This is a genomic window from Virgibacillus alimentarius (assembly GCF_017874635.1).
In the GTDB taxonomy this organism is placed as follows: Bacteria; Bacillota; Bacilli; order Bacillales; family Amphibacillaceae; genus Virgibacillus_B; species Virgibacillus_B alimentarius.
In genome coordinates this window covers 22321-43980 of record NZ_JAGIKX010000022.1, presented here as the reverse complement: position 1 = coordinate 43980, position 21660 = coordinate 22321, and the positions used below count along the sequence as shown (strand labels likewise).

The 21660-nt window shown below is 35.3% G+C and carries 26 protein-coding genes, 1 pseudogene and 1 other annotated feature; of the genes and pseudogenes, 9 read left to right on the top strand and 18 right to left on the bottom strand.

Features of this window, described 5'->3' with window-relative positions; all coding sequences use genetic code 11:
- Positions 1-267: 267 nt before the first annotated feature.
- From pepF to J2Z81_RS11050, 6 genes are all read right to left on the bottom strand, one after another.
- A complete protein-coding gene (gene pepF / locus J2Z81_RS11075) occupies positions 268-2082 on the bottom strand; it encodes an oligoendopeptidase F (protein WP_029267950.1) in 1815 nt (604 codons plus the stop codon).
- Between the two features lie 150 nt (positions 2083-2232).
- Positions 2233-3408 carry a competence protein CoiA gene (locus tag J2Z81_RS11070; RefSeq protein WP_226371358.1) on the bottom strand — a complete coding sequence of 392 codons (1176 nt, stop codon included), beginning with the start codon at positions 3406-3408 and terminating at the stop codon, positions 2233-2235.
- A gap of 93 nt (positions 3409-3501) precedes the next feature.
- Complete coding sequence (gene mecA / locus J2Z81_RS11065) at positions 3502-4188, bottom strand: adaptor protein MecA (RefSeq protein WP_029267954.1); 687 nt, start codon at positions 4186-4188, stop codon at positions 3502-3504.
- A 351-nt stretch (positions 4189-4539) separates the two neighbouring features.
- Positions 4540-4935: a transcriptional regulator SpxA gene (gene spxA, locus J2Z81_RS11060; RefSeq protein WP_029267956.1), complete on the bottom strand. Its 396-nt coding sequence runs from the start codon at positions 4933-4935 to the stop codon at positions 4540-4542.
- Positions 4936-5192: 257 nt separating this feature from the next.
- Positions 5193-5783 (bottom strand): GNAT family N-acetyltransferase, encoded by a 591-nt coding sequence (locus J2Z81_RS11055; RefSeq protein WP_029267959.1) that lies wholly within the window; start codon positions 5781-5783, stop codon positions 5193-5195.
- Positions 5784-5956: 173 nt separating this feature from the next.
- On the bottom strand, positions 5957-7171 hold the full coding sequence (locus tag J2Z81_RS11050; protein WP_226981333.1) for a putative glycoside hydrolase: 1215 nt from the start codon (positions 7169-7171) through the stop codon (positions 5957-5959).
- A gap of 592 nt (positions 7172-7763) precedes the next feature.
- Here J2Z81_RS11050 and J2Z81_RS11045 point away from each other — a divergent pair.
- The 3 genes from J2Z81_RS11045 to trpS all read left to right on the top strand — a co-directional run bounded on the left by J2Z81_RS11045 (position 7764) and on the right by trpS (position 10425).
- Entirely contained in the window at positions 7764-8441 is a 678-nt protein-coding gene (locus J2Z81_RS11045) for a DsbA family protein (RefSeq protein WP_029267962.1), read from the top strand.
- A gap of 3 nt (positions 8442-8444) precedes the next feature.
- Positions 8445-8885 carry a disulfide oxidoreductase gene (locus J2Z81_RS11040; protein ID WP_226371359.1) on the top strand — a complete coding sequence of 147 codons (441 nt, stop codon included), beginning with the start codon at positions 8445-8447 and terminating at the stop codon, positions 8883-8885.
- A 315-nt stretch (positions 8886-9200) separates the two neighbouring features.
- Positions 9201-9371 (top strand) — a binding site (T-box leader).
- 58 nt (positions 9372-9429) lie between these two features.
- Positions 9430-10425: a tryptophan--tRNA ligase gene (trpS, locus tag J2Z81_RS11035; RefSeq protein ID WP_226371357.1), complete on the top strand. Its 996-nt coding sequence runs from the start codon at positions 9430-9432 to the stop codon at positions 10423-10425.
- Positions 10426-10602: 177 nt separating this feature from the next.
- Here the strand turns inward: trpS and J2Z81_RS11030 are convergent, their stop codons facing one another.
- From J2Z81_RS11030 to J2Z81_RS11010, 5 genes are all read right to left on the bottom strand, one after another.
- A complete protein-coding gene (locus J2Z81_RS11030) occupies positions 10603-11364 on the bottom strand; it encodes a YjbA family protein (protein WP_029267968.1) in 762 nt (253 codons plus the stop codon).
- Between the two features lie 84 nt (positions 11365-11448).
- Positions 11449-11649: a hypothetical protein gene (locus J2Z81_RS11025; protein ID WP_029267970.1), complete on the bottom strand. Its 201-nt coding sequence runs from the start codon at positions 11647-11649 to the stop codon at positions 11449-11451.
- Between the two features lie 120 nt (positions 11650-11769).
- Positions 11770-13008 carry a beta-ketoacyl-ACP synthase II gene (gene fabF, locus J2Z81_RS11020; RefSeq protein ID WP_029267971.1) on the bottom strand — a complete coding sequence of 413 codons (1239 nt, stop codon included), beginning with the start codon at positions 13006-13008 and terminating at the stop codon, positions 11770-11772.
- A 116-nt stretch (positions 13009-13124) separates the two neighbouring features.
- Positions 13125-14063, bottom strand: a complete 939-nt coding sequence (locus J2Z81_RS11015; RefSeq protein ID WP_029267973.1) for a beta-ketoacyl-ACP synthase III — start codon at positions 14061-14063, stop codon at positions 13125-13127.
- Between the two features lie 515 nt (positions 14064-14578).
- On the bottom strand, positions 14579-15196 hold the full coding sequence (locus J2Z81_RS11010) for a hypothetical protein (RefSeq protein ID WP_226371356.1): 618 nt from the start codon (positions 15194-15196) through the stop codon (positions 14579-14581).
- 118 nt (positions 15197-15314) lie between these two features.
- Between J2Z81_RS11010 and J2Z81_RS11005 the strand changes: the two genes are divergently transcribed.
- Entirely contained in the window at positions 15315-15494 is a 180-nt protein-coding gene (locus J2Z81_RS11005) for a DUF2929 family protein (protein WP_029267977.1), read from the top strand.
- Positions 15495-15602: 108 nt separating this feature from the next.
- On the opposite strand, the gene J2Z81_RS11000 is transcribed toward J2Z81_RS11005, so the two are convergent.
- Positions 15603-15923: a hypothetical protein gene (locus J2Z81_RS11000; protein WP_029267980.1), complete on the bottom strand. Its 321-nt coding sequence runs from the start codon at positions 15921-15923 to the stop codon at positions 15603-15605.
- Between the two features lie 148 nt (positions 15924-16071).
- Between J2Z81_RS11000 and J2Z81_RS10995 the strand changes: the two genes are divergently transcribed.
- Positions 16072-16893, top strand: a complete 822-nt coding sequence (locus tag J2Z81_RS10995; RefSeq protein WP_226981332.1) for an undecaprenyl-diphosphate phosphatase — start codon at positions 16072-16074, stop codon at positions 16891-16893.
- Between the two features lie 36 nt (positions 16894-16929).
- Here the strand turns inward: J2Z81_RS10995 and J2Z81_RS10990 are convergent, their stop codons facing one another.
- Entirely contained in the window at positions 16930-17169 is a 240-nt protein-coding gene (locus J2Z81_RS10990; protein WP_226371355.1) for a DUF2249 domain-containing protein, read from the bottom strand.
- A gap of 6 nt (positions 17170-17175) precedes the next feature.
- Here J2Z81_RS10990 and J2Z81_RS10985 point away from each other — a divergent pair.
- Positions 17176-17457 (top strand): annotated as a pseudogene (locus J2Z81_RS10985) (Crp/Fnr family transcriptional regulator); the annotation flags it as partial.
- Positions 17458-17519: 62 nt separating this feature from the next.
- Here J2Z81_RS10985 and moaD read toward each other — a convergent pair.
- From moaD to J2Z81_RS10960, 5 genes are all read right to left on the bottom strand, one after another.
- Complete coding sequence (gene moaD / locus J2Z81_RS10980) at positions 17520-17753, bottom strand: molybdopterin converting factor subunit 1 (protein WP_029267987.1); 234 nt, start codon at positions 17751-17753, stop codon at positions 17520-17522.
- A 4-nt stretch (positions 17754-17757) separates the two neighbouring features.
- Positions 17758-18222, bottom strand: a complete 465-nt coding sequence (locus J2Z81_RS10975; protein WP_029267989.1) for a molybdenum cofactor biosynthesis protein MoaE — start codon at positions 18220-18222, stop codon at positions 17758-17760.
- Positions 18223-18236: 14 nt separating this feature from the next.
- Positions 18237-18758, bottom strand: coding sequence for a molybdopterin-guanine dinucleotide biosynthesis protein B (mobB, locus tag J2Z81_RS10970; RefSeq protein WP_226371353.1), 522 nt, complete (start codon positions 18756-18758; stop codon positions 18237-18239).
- Between the two features lie 85 nt (positions 18759-18843).
- On the bottom strand, positions 18844-19155 hold the full coding sequence (locus J2Z81_RS10965) for a metal-sulfur cluster assembly factor (protein ID WP_029267993.1): 312 nt from the start codon (positions 19153-19155) through the stop codon (positions 18844-18846).
- 74 nt (positions 19156-19229) lie between these two features.
- Positions 19230-19991 (bottom strand): alpha/beta fold hydrolase, encoded by a 762-nt coding sequence (locus tag J2Z81_RS10960; RefSeq protein ID WP_029267995.1) that lies wholly within the window; start codon positions 19989-19991, stop codon positions 19230-19232.
- 134 nt (positions 19992-20125) lie between these two features.
- On the opposite strand from J2Z81_RS10960, the gene J2Z81_RS10955 reads away from it, so the two are divergent.
- From J2Z81_RS10955 to J2Z81_RS10945, 3 genes are all read left to right on the top strand, one after another.
- Positions 20126-20959: a Cof-type HAD-IIB family hydrolase gene (locus J2Z81_RS10955; protein WP_029267998.1), complete on the top strand. Its 834-nt coding sequence runs from the start codon at positions 20126-20128 to the stop codon at positions 20957-20959.
- 165 nt (positions 20960-21124) lie between these two features.
- Complete coding sequence (locus tag J2Z81_RS10950) at positions 21125-21274, top strand: hypothetical protein (protein WP_198020913.1); 150 nt, start codon at positions 21125-21127, stop codon at positions 21272-21274.
- Positions 21275-21484: a DUF3813 family protein gene (locus J2Z81_RS10945; RefSeq protein WP_029268000.1), complete on the top strand. Its 210-nt coding sequence runs from the start codon at positions 21275-21277 to the stop codon at positions 21482-21484. It abuts the gene before it with no gap.
- The last annotated feature ends 176 nt before the right edge of the window (positions 21485-21660 follow it).

Sequence of the window (21660 nt, the reverse complement as noted above, 5' to 3'; positions counted from 1 at the left end):
ACTTCAAGGTTCTCAAACATACAATAGTTGTACCATATATCATATAATCGAGGTGAATCCAATGCGTGATATCCTTCCTTTTATATTTTTGGTGATATCCATTCTCGCATTTTTCTTGAACCTTCTTGCGTTAATGAAGCTTATCCCGCTTTTTATAACGTTGCCATTATTATTTTTATCCATTTATCTAACGATTTTCTCATTTACACATAAACGAGTTTATCGCGGAATGAGATAAAAAGGCCAGACGAAGCGTCTGGTCTTTTCTTATTTTAGCAATAATTTTTCCATTTCATTTAGTTTTTCTTCAAACACTCCTAATGCATCAAGAATTGGCTGTTTCGATGTCATATCCACGCCAGCCTTTTTTAATACTTCAATCGGGTAGTCACTGCTTCCAGCTTTTAGGAAGTTTTCAATGTATCTTCCCACAGCAGCATCCCCTTCTTCTAGAATTTGACTGGCAAGTGAAGTAGCTGCAGAATAGCCTGTCGCATATTGATACACATAATAATTCATATAAAAATGAGGAATTCTTGCCCATTCCAGGCCAATCTCTTCATCAGAAACGACGTCTTCTCCAAAGTATTTTTTATTTAAATTATAATAAATATCTGTTAATTTTTCAGCAGTTAACGCTTCACCTTCTTGCATGCGTTTATGAATGTCATGTTCAAATTCAGCAAACATCGTTTGACGAAATACAGTGCCCCGGAAACCTTCCAAAAAGTGATTCAATAAATATAGTCTTTGCTTCTCATCATCCAAATTTTTAAGTAAATAATCGTTAAGTAAAGCTTCATTACATGTCGAAGCTACCTCTGCAACAAAAATGGAATAATTACCATAGCGGAAAGGCTGATTTTTCCGTGTATAATAACTATGGACAGAATGCCCAAGCTCATGGGCCAACGTAAACATATCATTTACATTATCTTGCCAGTTCAATAAAATGTAAGGTTGGGTTCCATATGCACCAGATGAATATGCTCCACTTCTTTTTCCTTTGTTTTCCTCAACATCAATCCAGCGATTGTTATATCCTTCTTTCACAATATTTACATATTCCTCACCAAGTGGTGCTAAACCTTCTAATACATATTGTTTTGCTTTATCGTACGTTATCTCCATATCTACATCATCCACAAGTGGTGTATACATATCGTACATATGCAATTCATCTAGGTTTAGCACTTTTTTACGTAACGCTGCGTAACGATGGAGCAATGGTAGCTTTTCATTTACTGCTTCAACTAAATTGTCATAAACCTCTTCAGGTATATTGTTACTATCCAATGCCGCCTTTCTTGCTGATTCATATTTGCGGATCTTCGCATAAAAGTTATCTTTCTTTACATTACCTATTAGTGTTGAGGCAAACGTATTTTTAAAATTTCCATACGTATTATACATTGCCTTAAAGGCTGCTTCCCGTACACTTCGATCTTTAGACTCCAAAAATCCGATGTATCTTCCATGTGTAAGTTCAACATCTTCACCTTTATCATTTTTAATAACTGGAAAAGTCAAATCTGCATTATTCAGCAGGCCGAATGTGTTGGATGCATTTCCTAACGGATCAGACGCTTCTGCCAGCAATACTTCTTCTTTTTGGCTGAGGACATGCGGGCGTTGCCTGGTTATTTCGTCTAACGTTTTACGATATAGCTGTAACTCTTTATTTTCCTCAAGATAATGACGGAGTTTATCCTCATCTATTTGTAATATCTCCGGTACAATAAAGCTCATGGAGCTTGAAGCTAACGTCAGGATATTCTCTGCTTTTGTATTCATCTCCTGATAAAAGGAATTTCCTGTATCTTGATCACTGCGCATATGTGCATATGTAAACAGTTTCCCGAGACGTTCCGATATTTCATCCTGATACTTTAGCAGTTCATACAATTTTTGTGATGATTCGCCAAGTTTTCCTTCAAACTCAGAAATTTTTGGAATATCTGTTTGCAGTTTTTTAAATTCTTCTTCCCATAATTCATCTGTTGCGAAAATGGCTTCTAAATTCCATGTCAATTCTTCAGGTATTTCATTGCGTTTAGGGATTTCTTTCGTCAATTTAGTCACACAATTTCCTCCTTTTAATCTCTTTAAATTAGTTATTCTTTATTTATAAAAAAATTCCTTTATAAATAAGGGTCTTTTAAATAATGGCTTTAAAAAATCCTTATTTATTTAGTATATCGAATTTCCCCTAAATCATGCTCCTAATCTGCTTTAAATAGGTAAATTCTGTAAGTATTTGATTAAGGCTTCATCACCTTGTATCGCCTTTTCTATATTTTTATAAAATAAAATTGGTTTTATTTTTTGAAAAACATTGGAAGATTGTTGCTTGATTATATTTAATTTCTTTAAAAGTTGGAGATATTGATATACCGGGCAATCTGTACTATGAATAAGGGGAAAATGGTGTGTGTGATAAAAATGATTCTTTATGATATTTTTGCAGGAATGGATCGAAAAGTGACCATGAAGCGGAATTGGATGAAGCAGATCAATAATTAAACGGCTTTGCCAATTCCACAGAGGGGTTTTCATTCTGTACTGCGCGGCAACGGGAAGATGGATGATGGAAGGAAGACATTCAACCATTGTACGTTTTAAATAAAGCCATTGATGCCATTTTAATTCTTCCCCATATAAATGCCTTTTTGGCCGTAGACGAAAATCTCTCTTCTCCTTTCCCCATAATTGATATAAATGAAAAGGCAAAAAAGTATGCTGATGAAATAAATCAGTGAATTTGCATGTTTTCAAAGAAAAAATAGAACATTTGCTAATAACTTGGCTCATTTTTGAAAAATACATATCTTGAATAATTGCAAATTGATGCTTATCTGGGCAAAAATAAAATAAAGTGGGTGGATAAAAAGAAGTAAACATGTGGATAAATTGAAGAGTAAACTGATCTACTTTAAAGTGATCTTTTGTCTGCCGTTTAAAGCGACCCGCTCCTAGAATCCATATTGGAGTAATCCCAAGTGTCTTATACCCTTCATTACGTTGGATCACTTGCGAAATTGGTATTCTTGCACATTGATACTCAATTGCTATTTTCTTATCATTTATGCGAAGTAATAAATCGGGGCGTTGATGGATCTCGGGTACGTACGCTTCTAATTCAACTTGCAGTTGTTGTTTCTTTAACCATCGATAAAGTAATAACTTTCCTTTTTCGTGATAAGGGCCTTCCCCACCTTCAGAAGACGGACAATATTGTGCGCTTTTATGCGCAAAATGCGGTATTATTTTGGAACCAGCCTTGATTATGACTTCTTCTCTGCAGGAGGGACAGTAAAACAAATGTCCTTCTCTTTCGCGTTCTATTTCTTTACGTGTTAATTTGACAAGCGTAATAAGCTTTCCCTCACTTGATTCAGCTTGCAACATAGAAGCAAATCACCTCCTTGCATACAATATTCGACATAAATTACCATTCCCCTGCAAAAAGGCAAAAAAAAAACGCCTTCCTTCAATAGGCGCTTAAAGCTGTGCTGGAAAATGGGCTTTAACTTGTGAAAAAGTATTGTTATGGAATATTTTCTTCCCATATTCCTCCAGGAAGTGAATGGTTACATCTGAATCATTAGCGAATTCAAAGATTTGACTGATTAAATCTTCTTGACGATTGTCATCAAACAGCTGCTCTGAGAATTCGATATATAAATAATACTTATCATCATAATAGTACAGTATTTCTTTATTATCTTCATTTAGTTCTGGGAAATAGTGACTTAATTGAATAACATCTTCAAAGTCTTCGAAGTATGCGATAAGCCATAGTTTGTCATCATCATCTGATCCTTCGTCCGCCTGTTTTTCATTTTTACCAAATTTATTCTCTAACATATTCTCAATCTTTTCATCAACAGGCACATCGATCGATTCCCCATTTTCAATTGGAATTTCAAGTTCTTCCCCATTTTTAGAAATTTGGGCTTTTGTAACAATAATTTCTAATCCCTTTTCTAGCGCTTGAACCTGAATCCACAGTGGTCCCTCAACAGTAAAGTCTTCTTTATAATTTACTTCATCCATCATTTGCCAAAATAACTGTTCACTGCGTTCCCGATTATACCAGATTTCTTCACGCTCAAATCCTCGATCTTCAATATCTATATATGAAATGTAAAACTTGACTGTATTCTCATTAATCCGCTCAATTTCCATACTAACCTCTCCCTTCTGTTAGAAAAACTCGGCTTATCGTCAAATACCTGTGGCGAAAGTCTGTGTCTTTCCTTTCCTTTACTTTCTAAAGTAAGTAGTAGGTGGGAGACGAGTTCACCTCTTATTATAAACTTTTGTTGTATTTATTAGCTTTATTTATTAATACCCTTTATGCTTTTTCTTTAACCATTCTATACTTTTATTTCTATACTCTCATTGTATGATATCCTGTGTCATTTTGAAAATTAAAATGCCTATAAAAATATATTTATTTTCTCGAGTATAGCAAAAACGCAGATCACATAAAAGAGAATCTGCGTTTTTTATAACGGTATTCTATTACCTGAATAACTAGTTAACCATTCGTTGAGCCTCACGTAATTGAAATGTCCGTACTGTTCTTGGCAAGAATCTGCGAATTTCATCTTCATTGTATCCAACTTGCAGACGTTTTTCATCAAGAATAATTGGTCTGCGCAATAAACCTGGATTTTCTTGTATTAGATGGAAGAGATCCTTTAAAGGTAATTGATCGATATTAACATCGAGTTTTTGAAAAACCTTTGAGCGGGTTGAGATAATCTCATCGGTACCATCTTCCGTCATACGTAATATTTCTTTGATTTCATCCAGTGATAATGGCTCGGAAAATATATTACGTTCTTTAAATGATATATCATGTTCTTCTAACCATGCTTTTGCTTTTCTGCAAGATGTGCAACTTGGTGAGGTATAAAGTGTTACCATGTGTTACTTCACTCCTCATTTTTAATATATCTATCGTCATTTTATAGACATTAAATAACTTATTAGATTAAAATAAGTATTAAATAACCCTATATGTAAATTATACTATATTTGTCAAGCGAAAGGTAGAGGGTATTCAATAAATATTCGTTAAAATTGTAGAATAGGTTAAAAATGTTCACAAAATGTTTTCAATTAGTTATAAAATTCCCGGCATTATTTTCATTTAAACATTTTATTTATTCATTGGCCTATTTTTATATATTTTTTGTTGTATTCAAAGCCTCAAAAATGTCTGTTTCACGTTCCTCATTATAAGTCAATACTTCATCGACAGGCTGGTAGGACTTACCATATATTTCTTCATCTTTATACGTATGAATATCATTATACATTTTTTTCATCTTTTCATAGATGACATCCTCCGAATCATCATTCGGTGACCAGTATAATATCTCCATAGGTGTCTTTTCATTTGTAGCTAAGGAACGCCTATTATAACCGATTGACTTAGCATGTTTAAAATCTTCTCGTCTGTAAAAATGCAGCCGTTTTCCAGTATCTGTATCATCGTAATCGACAGGCTCTACTTCCAGAATAATTGGTTTATTTTTCTTTTTAAGCTTCTCAATTAATTGATGACCGATTCCTTGACCTCTTGCCTTTGATGAAACCCATACATAATCAATAAAAATAAACGATTCAAATTCTGCATACATTAAAACATGTTGAGGACTTTCATCTTTGTGGTATATGTCTCCTTTTTCCCTTAAAAGCATTTCTATATGCTCTTTTGATTTCATTTCTTCAACCGGAAAATACTCGTTTAATTTTTTATACCAATTCATGGATCTACTCCTCAATTTTTAGTGTGGTCTTATTTAGTATAACGAAGACGCGACATTTTGTTAATTCCGTTTTAAATAAGCCTATTTCAATTGTACCCAAACAAATGAAATCAATTCAAAATCCTAAGCAAAAAAACAGAACATAAGATTTAATTGCTCTGTTTTTTATTGTTTTATAGCGCAAAATCAACGTTTTCAGTATAAGAGTTACCAGCATTCCAAATTAAATATTCATTTATTCCATTTTCTTTTAATGCTTTAATTTGTGCTTCAACTTCTGATTTTCCATATTGTTTTACGGGGCCATCATACAGCCATGGTGCTTCAAAGTCCTGTATCCAAGGCCTTGATACTGGAGGATTATCTAAACCGTCTAATAGTTTATTCTCCAATTCTGCATATTCATTTACAAGTTTATATGGTTCTTCATCGGGATTTTCGATGCCAAAATGAGATGTCCAATGACTGGGATAAATCATGGATGAAATAACATCAACATTTTCCGATATCTTCGAGAAGTTTTGTCCAATGCCTGGTGTCTCTTCTACTGTAGCTGCATATCCAAAAATATCAACAGCAACATCCACACCATAATTTTCTAATTCTTCCCTTGCGTAGGCAACGAAGTCGGTCACAGCTTCAACTCGACGTTTTACATTTCCTTTTTTTGAATCCTTATAATCTCCGAGCGTATAATCGAGCTCCTTGTCTCGGTTTTCGAACCCTTCTGGAAACCTTACATAGTCAAACTGAATTTCCTGAAATCCTATTTCAGCTGCCATTTTAGCTATTTCGACATTATATTCCCATACTTCTTTTTTAAATGGGTTTACAAATGCTTCATCTTTGCCATTCACCCACACCTTTCCATTTTGTTTAAAAGATAAATCTGGACGTTTATTTGCTAGAACAGAATCCTTAAAAACAACTACTCTGGCAATTGGATAAATTCCCTTTTCCTCAAGAACTTTAAGCATTTTATGCGGGTCGTCAATATATGGTTTTGCCATTTCTTCATATGGTGACCCTTTTTCAGGTTTAAATGTTAAATTTCCATTGTCTTCTTTTATGTCAATTACCATAGCATTTAATTCGGTTGAATCTACTAGATCAATAAGTGAATCCATACGACTGCCACCAGCAGAATTTCCAGTTACATAAATCCCCCTTACAGCATCTGGATATTCAAAGTTCAAACCGGAATCATATGTAAATCGTTTAAAGTTTTTGCTTACATCTAACGGTTCAATTCCAATCGCTCGTTCCTTATGACCATTAGCATTTAGTACCTCTTCACCACTACTTTTTGATGTACTACCAAAAGGTATTATAATACTAAGTAGGAGAACACTGATAAGTGCATAAAGCACTCGTCTCATTTTTTCCATATTCTATCAATCTCCTATTTTATCGTTTTAGGCAAGAAGACTCCCACTTCCATTTTGTGCAGGGCATAGCCCAAAAATAAGCGGGAGATGAATTGCCTTTTGCGTAGCAAAACATGCATTTGCATGATATCATATTCCCATGCAGATTGCTCTTTGAAAACGGAAGATATGAGGTTGTTGCAGGAAAAAATGTCTGCAACGTAAAATCTTCACGTTCTTTCATCACACACTTACCGACGTAGCGAAAACCAAGCAAAGTAGGTAATGTGGCGAGTCCAACGTACAAGATATGAAGCGATAACCGAAGGATGCTTTGGTGTTCGCAGGAATCCCCCACTTCAAGCAATACGTAAGGGTGGTAAGTGGTGGGTAGTTCAATCTATATCCATTATAAACGACATACCTCAAAAAATGAATGAAAAAAAAACAAAAAATTGTAAAAAAGTGTGTATTAGACAATTTCATTCCGTTTTGGTACTATCACATAAGCAACAAGTAGTGGGAAAAACTTGTAACAGGTTCCTTTCCCCTTATATTAAAGCATTAGATGATATGATAAATTTACATAAATATAGTAAAGAGAGGTGTTTTGATGAAAAAATCGCCATTTAAATTCGCGGTGATTATCACATTAATCGTTGTTGTACTTCTTGTAGCAATCTTTTTGCTTAACAACAAGGATACTGCAAATGAAGGAGATGGAGAACAAGCCGAAATAACTAAACAACCATCTATAGAAGGACAACCCGTAATGGGGGATGAAAATGCCCCTGTAACTATAGTAGAATTTGGAGATTTTATGTGCCCGGCATGCAAAACTTGGGGGCAAAATCATTTGCAACAATTAATGGAGGATTATGTTGATACAGGTAAGGTTAAATTCTCATTTATTAATGTGTTGTTCCATGGTGAAGAATCAAAATTAGGCTCGCTGGCAGCGGAATCAATCCTTAAACAAAATCCTGATGCATATTGGGATTTCCATAACGCACTTTTTAATGCACAACCTGACGAAAATAAAGAATGGATGACTACAGATAAGCTGCTGGAGATTGCGGAGGATATACCTGAAATAGATAGTGAAAAATTAAAATCATCTTTGAAAGATGAATCGGAAATAGCCGAACTCAGCAAAGACACAGAGCTAGTGAAGGATTATGGCATAGAGTTAACACCATCCATCATGGTAAACGGAAAAATGATTGAAGATCCATTTAACTACGAACAAATTACGAATGCTATCAATAAAGCATTAGAAGAAGAGAAGTAAATGATGAAAAAAGCAGAAAGTCATCAATTATATCTTTATTTGGCATGGATCGTTTCGATAGTAGCTACCCTTGGGAGTCTCTATTTCAGTGAAATCCAAGGGTTCATTCCTTGTGAACTCTGTTGGTACCAGCGAATTTTAATGTATCCATTGGTTTTATTTTTAGGTATTAGTACCTTCCAAAATGATATAACGATTAAAAAGTATGTACTTCCCATGGCAGTCATTGGCTGGTTTATTTCACTTTTTCACTATTTCGAACAAAAAATACCTGGTTTTGCAAAAATTAAACCTTGTGCTGGTGAAGTTCCCTGTAATGGCGAATATATCAATTGGCTTGGGTTTATTACCATTCCATTTTTAGCACTAGCCGCATTTTCGTTTATTATAATCTTGATGTTCTTTCTTCCATCTGCAAAAAACAAACGGACAAATAAGAGTTGAGGCTCTATGACGATCCGTTTGTTTTTTATTTCTCTTGTTCCCCTTACGATATTACGTTAAGCGACGAAACCTGGAAACGAACACCATGATTTCAATTGTAAATCACAATTTTCATTCCCCCCTTTTAAATATTCGGATATGATAGAATGAATTTCTAAAGAGCAATTATTTTTCTAACTCAAATTATGTAGTACATAGACAATTTAAACGAAAACCCGTCAAAAGTAAATCTCATCAAATCCTCCCCCCTAGCAAGATGAAAGTTATTCTACTTGCATTTCATAATAATGATATATATAATAATAAAAAACCAATACATTAGCGATGAAAAAGGCACAGTACAATTGCCCGCTGGTTTCTAGAGAACTTGTGGCTGGTGAAAACAAGTACGAAGGTTAATTGGAATTGGACTTTTGAGCTTTTTAAACTTTCAAGTGATCTTATTTAAGATAATAAGGGTGGCACCGCGGTTCATTCGTCCCTTTCTCAGGGATAAATGGACTTTTTTAATGGAAAAAAATAAATGATGATGGAGTTGGGCAATATGAATACAATTTTTTCTGGCATTCAGCCAAGCGGTACTTTAACAATTGGAAATTATTTAGGAGCTTTGCGACATTTCGTACCTTTACAGGAAGATCATCAATGTTATTTTTGTATTGTGGACGAGCATGCGATTACAGTTCCACAGGATCGATTAAAGCTAAGACATAACATCCGTTCCCTTGCTGCTTTATATATAGCTTCAGGAATAGACCCGGGGAAATCAACATTATTTATTCAATCCGAAGTTCCTGCACATACTCAATTAAGCTGGATGATGCAGTCGATCAGTTATATCGGGGAATTGGAACGTATGACACAGTTCAAAGATAAATCAAGTGGGAAAGATGCCATTTCAGCAGGACTATTAACTTATCCTCCATTAATGGCAGCTGACATTTTACTTTATAATACAAACCTTGTCCCTGTTGGTGAAGATCAAAAACAACATTTAGAGTTGACAAGAAATCTTGCACAGCGGTTTAACAATAAATACAATAATATTTTTACGTTACCGGAAATCAGCATTCCTAAAGTCGGTGCACGTATTATGTCACTCCAGGATCCAAGCAAAAAGATGAGTAAATCAGATGAAAACGTAAAAGGTTTTATATCCATGCTCGATGAACCGAAGAAAATCGAGAAAAAGATTAAGAGTGCAGTAACTGATTCAGAAGGCATCGTAAAATATGATAAAGAAAATAAACCTGGAATCTCTAATCTGCTTTCGATATATTCCAGCTGTACTGGAGAAACTGTTGCCTCTTTAGAAGAAAAGTATGCAGCTAAGGGGTACGGAGAATTTAAACAGGGTCTTGCGGATGCAGTGATTTCTGTTCTAGAACCTATTCAAGACAAATATTATGCATTACTTGATTCTGATGAATTAGACGATATTTTAGATCATGGTGCTGAAAAAGCCGCACAAGTTGCTAATAAAACAGTAGCAAAAGCGAAAAAAGCAATGGGACTTGGAAGAGTCAAAAAGAAAAAATAAGGATTTCTGAATCGATAAAATACTAATCGATACATGTAAAAAGGTTGGCCCTCTATGAAGTTAACGAAGTTACCATCCATATCGAGAATTATCTCATTCATAAAAAAGGTCAGGCAGTCCATTGAATGATGGACTATCTGACCTTTTTTTACATTTGCTGGAATTTTGTCCAGCCCCTTACTTTAGTTTCGATGTACCTTGTTCCTGCTTTTGTTCATGTTCCCACATTTCTTCTAAGAATGGCTGACCTTTGATTAATTTTGCACACAACTCTTCATGTTTTTGGGACCATCCCTGTTTCATCCCGTCATATAATGCCTGCCAGACTTTCTCTTCATCCATATAGCGAATAAAAGGATATTTTTTTGGCTCCCATTCCGTTAACCAATATCTTAATTCTTCTAAATTATTTGTTGTACGCAACTGATCTAAAGACATCATCAATAATTGCTTCAATTGTCTTTCCTTTCTTGTCAATCCAATTACCAGCTCTGGTTCCATAGAAAGCATATGGTATTCTTTCTTGTATAGACTTTTATCAAATTTATATTTGTTCGGTTTGGTATTTTCAATCATATCAAATACAAGCTGTTCTTGCCTCGGGATTAGTCTGCTTTTTCGAATCGGTATTTGATATCCAAGGGTATCAATCGCAAGAATATCATTACCATCTGTCACAACGCATGCATAATCGATAACTGTTCTTTCTTGTCCTTTGCGAAGATATGCTCTTTTAAAAATAGAATCCAATAAAGCCCTAGGTAGTTCGTGCATATCATTTTCGATATAATCATATAAGTCCTGCGTTATGTATAGTAATGGAACTTGATCTAATAATTCTATTCCATCCTCTTTCCGCCATTCATGAAAATAACAAACACCATAGCCGTTTTCTTCACCTTCAAACCAATTCACCCAAACATCATGTAAATATAACATTTAAACAACCCCCAATTTTGAATGAAACTATTTAAAATACATTATGACCATCCTGAATGAAAATTATTCGATTCACACAAAAATTTAAGGGTTGTATCTATAAATGGAGACAGCCATTAATAACAAACCTATCGGTAAGAAATAGCATTCTGGCCTTTCTTTCACAAACAGGAGATATTCTGCCCACGTTACACCAGCAGGCAAAAAATTCATATAGGCAATCAAGGTTACTCCACCAGAGACGGCTAGTCCAAATCCAATTAAAAATATAAAAATATATCCCATTTTCATCTTATTCACGCCTGTCCATCACTTTTATTTCCAGTCTATGCTTATGGACGATTTAAGATGAATATATTTTTAATATATATAAAATGACTGATCATCGCTGATCAGTCATTTCTGCTATTTATATTTTTTAAAAATCAGAGTTGCATTATGTCCGCCAAAACCAAGTGAATTACTCATTACAACATTTACTTCTTGCTGTCTGGACTCGTTTGGCACATAATCAAGATCACAGTCTGGGTCTGGTGTTTCATAATTAATTGTTGCTGGAATTGTATTATCGTCAATCGCTTTGACAGAAATGACAGATTCCACACCACCAGCGCCACCTAGAAGATGGCCCGTCATTGATTTTGTAGAAGAGATAGCCAGGTCTTTGGCATGATCTTTAAATACTGTCTTTATTGCGTTTGTTTCATATGCATCGTTTAATTCTGTACTCGTTCCATGCGCATTAATATAATCGACATCTGTAGTAGAAATACCTGCGTCTGAGATTGCCTGCTGCATTGCACGTGCTGCTCCTTCACCATCTTCAGCTGGTGCAGTGATATGGAAGGCATCTCCGGTTGCACCATATCCAATAATTTCAGCATAAATATGTGCGCCGCGTTCCTTGGCAGATTCTAATGTCTCCATAACCATCAAACCTGCTCCTTCACCCATAACAAAACCATCGCGATTTTTATCAAATGGTCGGCTTGCTGTATTTGGATCATCATTTTGCGTTAATGCTTTCATGGATGAAAAACCAGCAAATGCCATGTTCGTGATTGGCGATTCGGTACCGCCTGTAATGATATAATCAACATCACCGCGCTGAACTGCTTTAAATGCATCTCCAACGGAGTTAGCACCGGATGCACAAGCAGTTACTGTACAGGAATTAATCCCTTTTGCCCCAAGCTGAATAGAAACTTGCCCAGCAGCCATATCGGGGATTAACATAGGCACAAAAAAAGGACTTACACGTTTATAGCCTTTTTCGATAAATTTTCTCAGCTGTTCTTCGTACGTTTGCATACCGCCTATACCGCAGCCAATCCAAACACCAACACGGTCAGCAATGCTTTCATCGATTGTAAGGTTGGCATCTTCAACAGCCATTTTGGCAGAAGCTACTGCATATTGGGTAAACAAATCCATTTTTCTAATGTCTTTTTTATCGATATATAATTTTGGTTCAAAGTCTTTTATTTCAGCTGCAACATGTACCGGAAAGTCGTCTTTATTTACCTTTGTGATATAATCTATGCCAGAATTCCCAGCCACGATATTCTCCCACATTGATTTCACATCATTTCCTACAGGGGTTACTGCTCCCAGTCCAGTAATTACAACTCTTCGCTCTTTCATATGGTCTTTCCTCCCTATTACATTCAGTGATTTGTGCGAACATCAGCAAATCAGTAACAAGCTAGTTACTCCATTTCCATATTTGGGCATTTGTTTTTAATCACTTAACGGTCAAATTACTTCCCCCAGCGTAAAGCAACTGCTCCCCATGTTAAACCTCCGCCAAAGCCAACTAAGACAATTAAATCATTGTCTTTTATTTTCCCGCCTTCTGCCGCCTCTGATAAAGCGATTGGAATGGATGCTGCTGAATTGTTTCCATAACTTTTAACAGATGTAGCCATTTTTTCCTCAGAAATTCCCAGACGTTTGCGCGCTGCTTCCATAATTCGAATATTTGCTTGATGCGGGATTAAGTAATCAACATCTTCTTTATTATAACCTGTTTTTTCGATAACACTAACAGCTGATTCAGGCATTTGTCTTACAGCAAACTTGAAAACATCAGGTCCATTCATTACCAAATAACCTTCATCATTTTGGTATAAATGTTCTCCACCAGTTCCATCTGCTCCTAATTCAAAGGATAGTATTCCTTTTCCTTCTGATACTTGGCCGATAACAGCAGCCCCTGCACCATCACCAAGCAAAATACATGTGTTACGGTCCGTCCAATTCGTAATTTTAGAGAGCTTATCTACGCCAACTACTAATATATGCTTATATGCATTTGTTTCAATAAATTGTTTTGCAGTAATCATTCCATACATAAATCCTGAACAAGCAGCACTAATATCCATTGCAGCTGCTTGTTTAGCTCCAAGTTTTTCTTGGATCATGCAAGCTACGGATGGAAACGGTGTGTCAGGTGTAACAGTCGCGACTAAGATTAAATCAATATCTTCTGCACGTAAATTTGCATCTTCTAATGCTTTTTGTGCAGCATTGAAAGCCATATCGGAAGAATCCATGTCATCTTCTGCTATTCTTCTTTCTTCTATTCCTGTTCTAGTTTTGATCCATTCATCATTTGTATCTACCATTTTTTCTAAATCTTTATTTGTTAACACATTGGCTGGTAAGTAATGACCAGTTCCTAATACACCAACGTTCATGACTCCATCTCCTCATATCGTAAGATTTTAAATTTAAATTTGACCTATAGTAAATTATTAGCAATTGTTATGACTTGGTACTAATTTTAAATCATTCTTCTCCTTGTTGCAAGTTCAAATAAGAAAACAAATTCTGTAGCGCCTATCATTCTCTGGAACGACTTGGTAAATGGCCACTTTTCATATACAGCAATTGTATCTTTTACTTCTTGCTGAAATTATTTCGGAATTGCTGGACTAAACCTACCTCAAGTTATCATCCCCTCTTGAAAATCAAATGTTCCTCAACATTGTACTTATCACCGATATCAAGCAATCCCTAATAGGCATTTTTTCCCACGCACGATCGTCAGCGGCATTTTCCATGAGCATATCAATATGTTGAAGATGATGGTTACCGGAGTAGTCTGAACAGGCAGAGATGATCATAATCACAAATAAAATACAATTATCAGTAAACTTCTCATCCTATCTTCTCATCCTATCCATTCCAATCCTGCTAGAAGAGAATACGCTCATTCATAGAAGTTTTTAAATTGGCGATAATGATTTAAAACATGATCTACGCTTTTCCTTGTAGATTTAATTTCACGAATAAAAATTTTATTTTCAAGTTTTTCAGTTTTATTTTCAATTGAATTTTGCGAATACATATCTAATACAGACGGAATATTTACTAAATGATGAATCCGAAACATACTAGAAATAAAATCTTTAATGTACACAGCTTCTGTTAAAAAATAGCTTGATTCAAAAAGAATCCGTTGTTCTTTATCATATATCCCCTTTTCATCCATTGGCATCCATTCTCCAAAAAGCAAAGGGGGATGAATAGTAATTATATTGGCCGGAGGGGTTTTGCTTGCTCCCCTTTTGGTTATATTTAAAATTTGCTTCGCCTCGATATCTTGATAAAAATTGTTTTCTCCCAAAAAAATGACTGACTCATTTTGAATTGGCTTATCTTTGGAAGTTCGTGTAAATGAACTATTTCTTCCCAAAAACATTGCTAAATGTTCTTTCTTATTGGACGATAAATCATCCACTCCTTCAACATGATGACCTGTTTCTAGTAAATAATTCACAATATGAAAACCGATCCAATGAAAACAATTCATAACGGTATAAGACATATAATACTCCTTTCTATACTTCTATCATATTCTCAATGAAAAAAGAAATCCTTTTATTTTATAAATTATTTTGGTAAACTTAACGTAGTATAAAGTGTAAGAAAACGAGGTGTATATCATGCAATTCATTATGTCATTTATTTGGGCATTGCTAATAAGTGGTGCTATCTCTTACGTACTTGCTAGCATGGCCGGTGATCCATTCAACCTAACGCATACAATTGTACTGGCAATCATCCTCACATTAGCCGTTTATGTTTTAGGTGGAGGATTATTAAAAGAAGATAGCGAACATTAAAGATAAAAAACAAGGCTTACATTCGAGTTCATAAGCTTTGTTTTTTTATGTATAACAACCCTTGCCTTCTACAAAAGAGCAAGGGTTGTTATGTTATCGGCAAGTAGATTAATACCAAGGTAAAATACTTAAGGCGGTTAATGCAGCTAAAGGTAAAACTAATCTTCTAAAACGTGGTCGATATCCGTAGTGGCCATAACCGCCATATCCTGGATATCCGTATCCAAATTGACGATGCATAGGATAATGCTGAGACGGAACTGATGAATGGCCATGTTCGATTGGTATAGCGAGGTAAACATATTCATCATCCAACCCCGTAATAATCCCGTCTAATGTCGATCCATCGCTTGTTTCTACTAACACATAGGAATGCATATGCTTCTTACACATTTCATATTTATGCCCGTGATCATTTTTCAAATGCATTTCTTCAACCTCCTCACCATTCAGACTATTCAAAAGCCTATAAGAAGGTGACTTATTTGTAATGGAAAAATAAAATTATATTTGTATTATTTATGATATAATGGAAGACGCTTTTGATTAACGTTTTATCGATGGAGGATATCATCTTATGGAAAATATTTCAGAGTTTTGGTTGCTAATCAAGTATGCATTTTTAGGTGTTTTCCAAGGTGTCACAGAGCCAATTCCTGTTTCATCAAGTGGACATCTTGTAATACTTCGAGAATTGTTCGGGATTGAAATTAAAGGGCTTTCCTTTGAAATTTTGGTGAACTTTGGCTCACTAATCGCTGTCTTAATTGTTTATCGAGAAGATATTATTCGTTTGATTCAGAACAGTTTACGATACATATTTAAACAGAAGGCGGATGCTAAATCCGATTTCCGATTTGTATTATTTTTAGTTGCCGCTACGATTCCAACAGGGATTATTGGATTGTTACTTGAAGATTACATTAGCAGTAAATTAAGTGGAGTGGCAGTTGTAGGGGTTACACTGTTAATCACCGGTGTAGCACTCTGGATCATACGCAATCTGCAGGGAGTAAAAGAGGATGATGAGATAACAATAAAAGATGCAGTTATCATTGGCTTAGCGCAATCTGTTGCATTAGTTCCAGGTATCAGCCGCTCAGGAGCTACAATTGTTGCCGCTATGTTAGTTGGCTTGAAAAAGAAAACAGCTCTACGCTTTTCTTTTTTGCTATATATACCAGTTAGTCTTGGGGTTACAATGCTTTCGATCGGTGACATCGTGAATGATCCTAATTTTAATGTATTAATGATACCTTATATATTAGCTTTTATTGCATCCATTATTGCAACATTTTACGCTTTAAAGTGGTTTATTAATATTATGGAGAAAGGTAAATTAAAGTATTTTTCCTTTTACTGCTTTATTGTAGGTATTCTTGTCATTTTGTTTTTATAGTTTTCAAAAGGGGCTGATCGAACCAAGGTCAGACCCTTATTTTTTACCAATAGCTACCTGCCACAGTAATGGACCTTCTTGAAGATATTCCCAGGTAAATATCCCTTCGCGCTCTACCATAAACAGATGAAAGAGTGGTTTTGGGTCGTGGTCATTGGAAAGTTCGATAAATTCCCCCGCATTTAATCGATCGAATTCCTCAAAGATATATAGATGACGAATTCTTCCTTCTATTTCTGGAGCATTAATCTTCGTCCTATACTTCCTTTCATTCATTGAAAAGATTTGCAAAGTCGGTTAGAAGAAAAAAGTTTGCACAATACATACGAACAAATTATTTTCCTTTTATTACGGCTGGGAAATATATATGGAAAAAAAGATAAGGAAGGTAAAACATATATAACAACTCCATTCACAAACCGGGAACTTGCAAATATGATCGGATCAAGTCGGGAAACAATAAGCCGGACAATGGCTCAACTTAAGAAGAAACGGCTTATTTCCATCGACAAGAATGGCTATCTTGTTTTGGACACAGGTGCATTGGAAAAAGCGTTATTTTAAGTTATCTTAGATGAATGTAAAAAGCGGAAAAACCCATGTTTCTTTTTCCGCTAATCAAATCACTATCCCCCACTTACTGGTGGAATAAATGCAACAACATCTCCCTTTGCAAGAACAGTAGCCTCATTTGCATATTCTTCATTAACCGCGATCATTGCATGATTAATATTGTCTAAATCATATGTGGATAATAATTGCTTTTTTAACTCTTTTACTGTAACACCGTCTGCTTCTATTGATAATTTTTCACTTCCGGCTTTTTCTTGCAGCTCAGCAAAAAGAAGTACATCAACCATCACTTCATTCCTCCTTCGTTGGAAGCTGTTCTTTATATGATTTCGTTTCTTTTTGATCACCAATCCATAATGCTCCGTCTTCCCAATGCTCTTTTTTCCAAATAGGGACGATTTCCTTAATCCGTTCAATCGCATATCTGCTTGCTTCAAAGGCATCCTTTCGGTGAGGAGTAGATACAGCAATGGCAACAGCCACTTCTGAAATTTCAAGGCGACCTGTCCGATGAGCGATTGCAGTTTTTGTGTCTTTCCATTTCACTTCAATTTCCTCAGCAATTTCTTGAAGCTTTTTTTCTGCCATTGGAACATAAGCTTGGTATTCTAAATATAATGTACGTTTATCTTTCGTAAACTCTCGGACCGTCCCAATAAATGTATTGATCGCACCTGCCTCTGGACGGACCACTTTTGAAATAACATCATTTATTTCAATTGGTTCGCTCGTTAACCAAAAATTCTTCTCCATCATTTCCTCCCTCTTCACTACTTATATTTAATCATCTTCGCTAAATCAGGCAACACGGTATCAATATGTTGGATTGAAAAATGAAGATAATTTGTAGAATGAAGTTTTTCAGTATCCCATGTCCCCACCGCTTTGATATTTGAAACGGTACTTAATAATTGTGCATCTGCTTGATCCCGAAGGAGGACTATTTTAGGATATTTTTCATTTTTATACCCTTCAATGAGCAGTAAATCCAACGGTAAAAATGTGTAGAGCTTTAATATTTCATCAAATTTAAGTTCCTCTGTCTTATTTACCGTTACCTGAAGCATCTTTTCCCCTTGCACTGCACTTATGATAGACCCTGCTTCTAAATGTTCATAGCTGTCCGTATCCTTTACAAAAGCTGGCTCTCCACCATGTCCATGATGTTTCAATGTACCTACCCGGATTCCTTCTTTTGAAAAATATTGAATCAATTTTTTTATTAAAGTTGTTTTACCAGCGTTTTTATAACCAACAATTTGGAAGATTGGAAATGTAATTTTACCTTGCATAAACAGCCCTCATGTTTTTATAAGTCAACATAGATAATTTAAAGAAAAAGGCTGATCCATTGTATGAATCAACCAACCCTAATGATTAATCTGGTATACCTAATGCAATTTTAGCGTAACGAGACATTTTATCTTTGCCCCATGGTGGATCCCAAACAATATCCACTTTAATTTCTTTTATTTCTGGAATATCTGAAAGCGCTCGGCGGACATCTTGTTCAATATGTCCTGCTAGTGGGCATCCCATTGACGTAAGCGTCATTGTAACTGTGCATAAGCCTTCGTCATCTAAATCAACGTCATAGACTAATCCCAAGTTCACAATATCTATGCCTATTTCAGGATCAATTACGTTTTCAAGAGCTCCGAGCAAATTTTCCTTAAGAGCTTCATCCATCGGTTTTACCTCCTCTTAATCTTATAGTTATATTTAAACATATTTCATGTTTTTTTAAAATGATTTACATCACTTTATAAATGCATTTTAAACCATTTTACTGTCTCGAGTACCGCATATCTGCTCACTTTATGACCGCGATTTGCTTCCTTAATAAACTGAATCTTGTTTTGATCTTGATACTGTGATTGTACGTCTTCATAAAATGTGTAAGAATGGTCAAAAGGAACCACCGGATCCTCTTCTCCATGCCAAAACAGGAGCGGACGGTTATTTAACTTTTCTGGTCTGAGAGATAAATCATACGTTTTTAGTTGAACATACAATTGATCAATCATTTCATCCGTCAAAGGTAAATCACCGACTTTTTGAATGCTTTCTACTAATGTTTGTGCATATGTAGTAATTTTAGGGGATCCCATTAATACTGCCGAAACCTTAATTTGCGGGTACTGGGTAAGAGCTGCGGTTGTTGTAATCCCTCCCATGCTTGTACCCGCAACACCAATACGTTGATTTAATAGGAGGTTTTGTTTTTCATAATAATTACTAATGTCCTGGAACTCTTGAACATTTTTCATTACGATGTCCCAAAAAGAAATTTTTCGCTGCTGTGGAGTTACTTCTAACTCTCTCTCCCCGTGATAAATACTATCAGGGAGAACGACGCGGTATCCTTCTTCAGCTAATAGATAAGCTAGAGGCAGGTTATGTTCTTTCGCACTTGTAAAACCATGATAATATACAATAACAGGCAAAGCTTCATTTGTTTTTTCTGTATCTGCAACAACTAACGTTGGTATGTTATTAATGCTTTCTTTATATACACCTATCATATCCTAATCCCCCAATAAATTTTTATATCTTACATCATAGTATTTTTTTAGTACTATTTGCAAATTGTGGATAATATAATCCTTTACATATTGTTCAATCACTTATACACTATAGTTCAAACGAGGTGAAATCATTGGAAAATAAACAACATTTGATTGCTCTTGATTTAGATGGAACACTTTTAACAGATAAGAAAGAAATTAGCAGTCAAACAAAGCAAATCGTCCTTAAAGCAATGGAAGAAGGTCATATTGTTGTTATTGCAACAGGAAGACCTCATCGGTCGAGCATTCCTTACTACCATACATTGGGACTCAATACACCAATGGTAAATTTCAATGGAGCATTCATTCATCATCCGCGTGATGATAAATGGGGTGCACTTCATAACCCGATGCCTAATAGAACGGCCCTAAAAATTGTTGATGCCTGCTATCAGCTGAATGTTCGAAATATTTTAGCAGAAGTTCAAGATAATGTATACCTTGATCAATATGATGAAAATCTTATTAAAATCTTCCAGTCTAATCAAGTGCAATCTCCATTTACGATTGGACGTTTAAAGCGTGAACTTACAGATGATCCAACATCATTACTTATACATCCAAACGAAAAACATATCCAGGAATTACGTAACCATTTAAATGACTTTCATGCAGAGTTGATCGAGCACCGCAAGTGGGGTGCCCCTTTAAATATCATTGAAATTGTAAAAAAAGGAATGAACAAAGCGGTTGGATTACAAAAAATAGCCCATTATTTTAACATTCCCAAAGAGCGGATCATTGCATTTGGTGATGAGGATAATGATTTGGAAATGATTGACTATGCAGGAGTTGGAGTTGCAATGGGGAATGCTATTGATGAGCTTAAAACCATTGCTAATTATGTAACAAAAACGAATGAGCAAGATGGCATCGGTTTATTTCTGGAAGCGTATTTAAAACTTCAATTAAAAACTGTCTAATTACCGGCATTTTCCTTCTATATTAATGAACATCCCGAGTCATACTAGAAGTGAACGCAGATGAAGCGTTCACTTTCTGTTTATACTTTTTAACAGTAACATGTTTATCTTGGAGAAAAGTATAAAAAATACAGTTTGCCGTTTTTCACGAAGGAGGAGTTTGCGGTGGGAAAGCGAAGCAAATCAAAACGTTTTAGCCATCAAAGTGCTGATTCGGTAAAAAAGCATGCTGAGAGGTTTCCTTATCGTTCTCGCCTATCTGATGTAGAACGAAAAAACGAAGAAGTAGATAACCACACTATAGGAGGGTTTTAGTTGGGCAACAATAATAATTTGTTTCAACAAGCAAAGGATGCTATTGCCAACTTAACAACTAATTTGCAAGGGAATCAAAATAATAATCAAGCAGACAAACAAGCTGCACAAAACGCTATCCAAGCAGCATATAATAATGCAACTCCTGAAGAAAAACAGCAATTACAACAACTTGAGCAACAGCTCAAAGACCAAAATCACTTAGGCTAATATAAGTCATACAAAGCTTGTATCGTAATTACTACTTCATTAATGCGATGAAACAGAGTTTACGCCCTACAAGTAACCAGTCTTACTAAAAGTGAGACTGGTTTTTTTAAGGTTTATTCCTTTTCTCCTTTGCTTATTTCTGCTACTATAAAGCTAAGTATGTAAAGTAAGGAGGA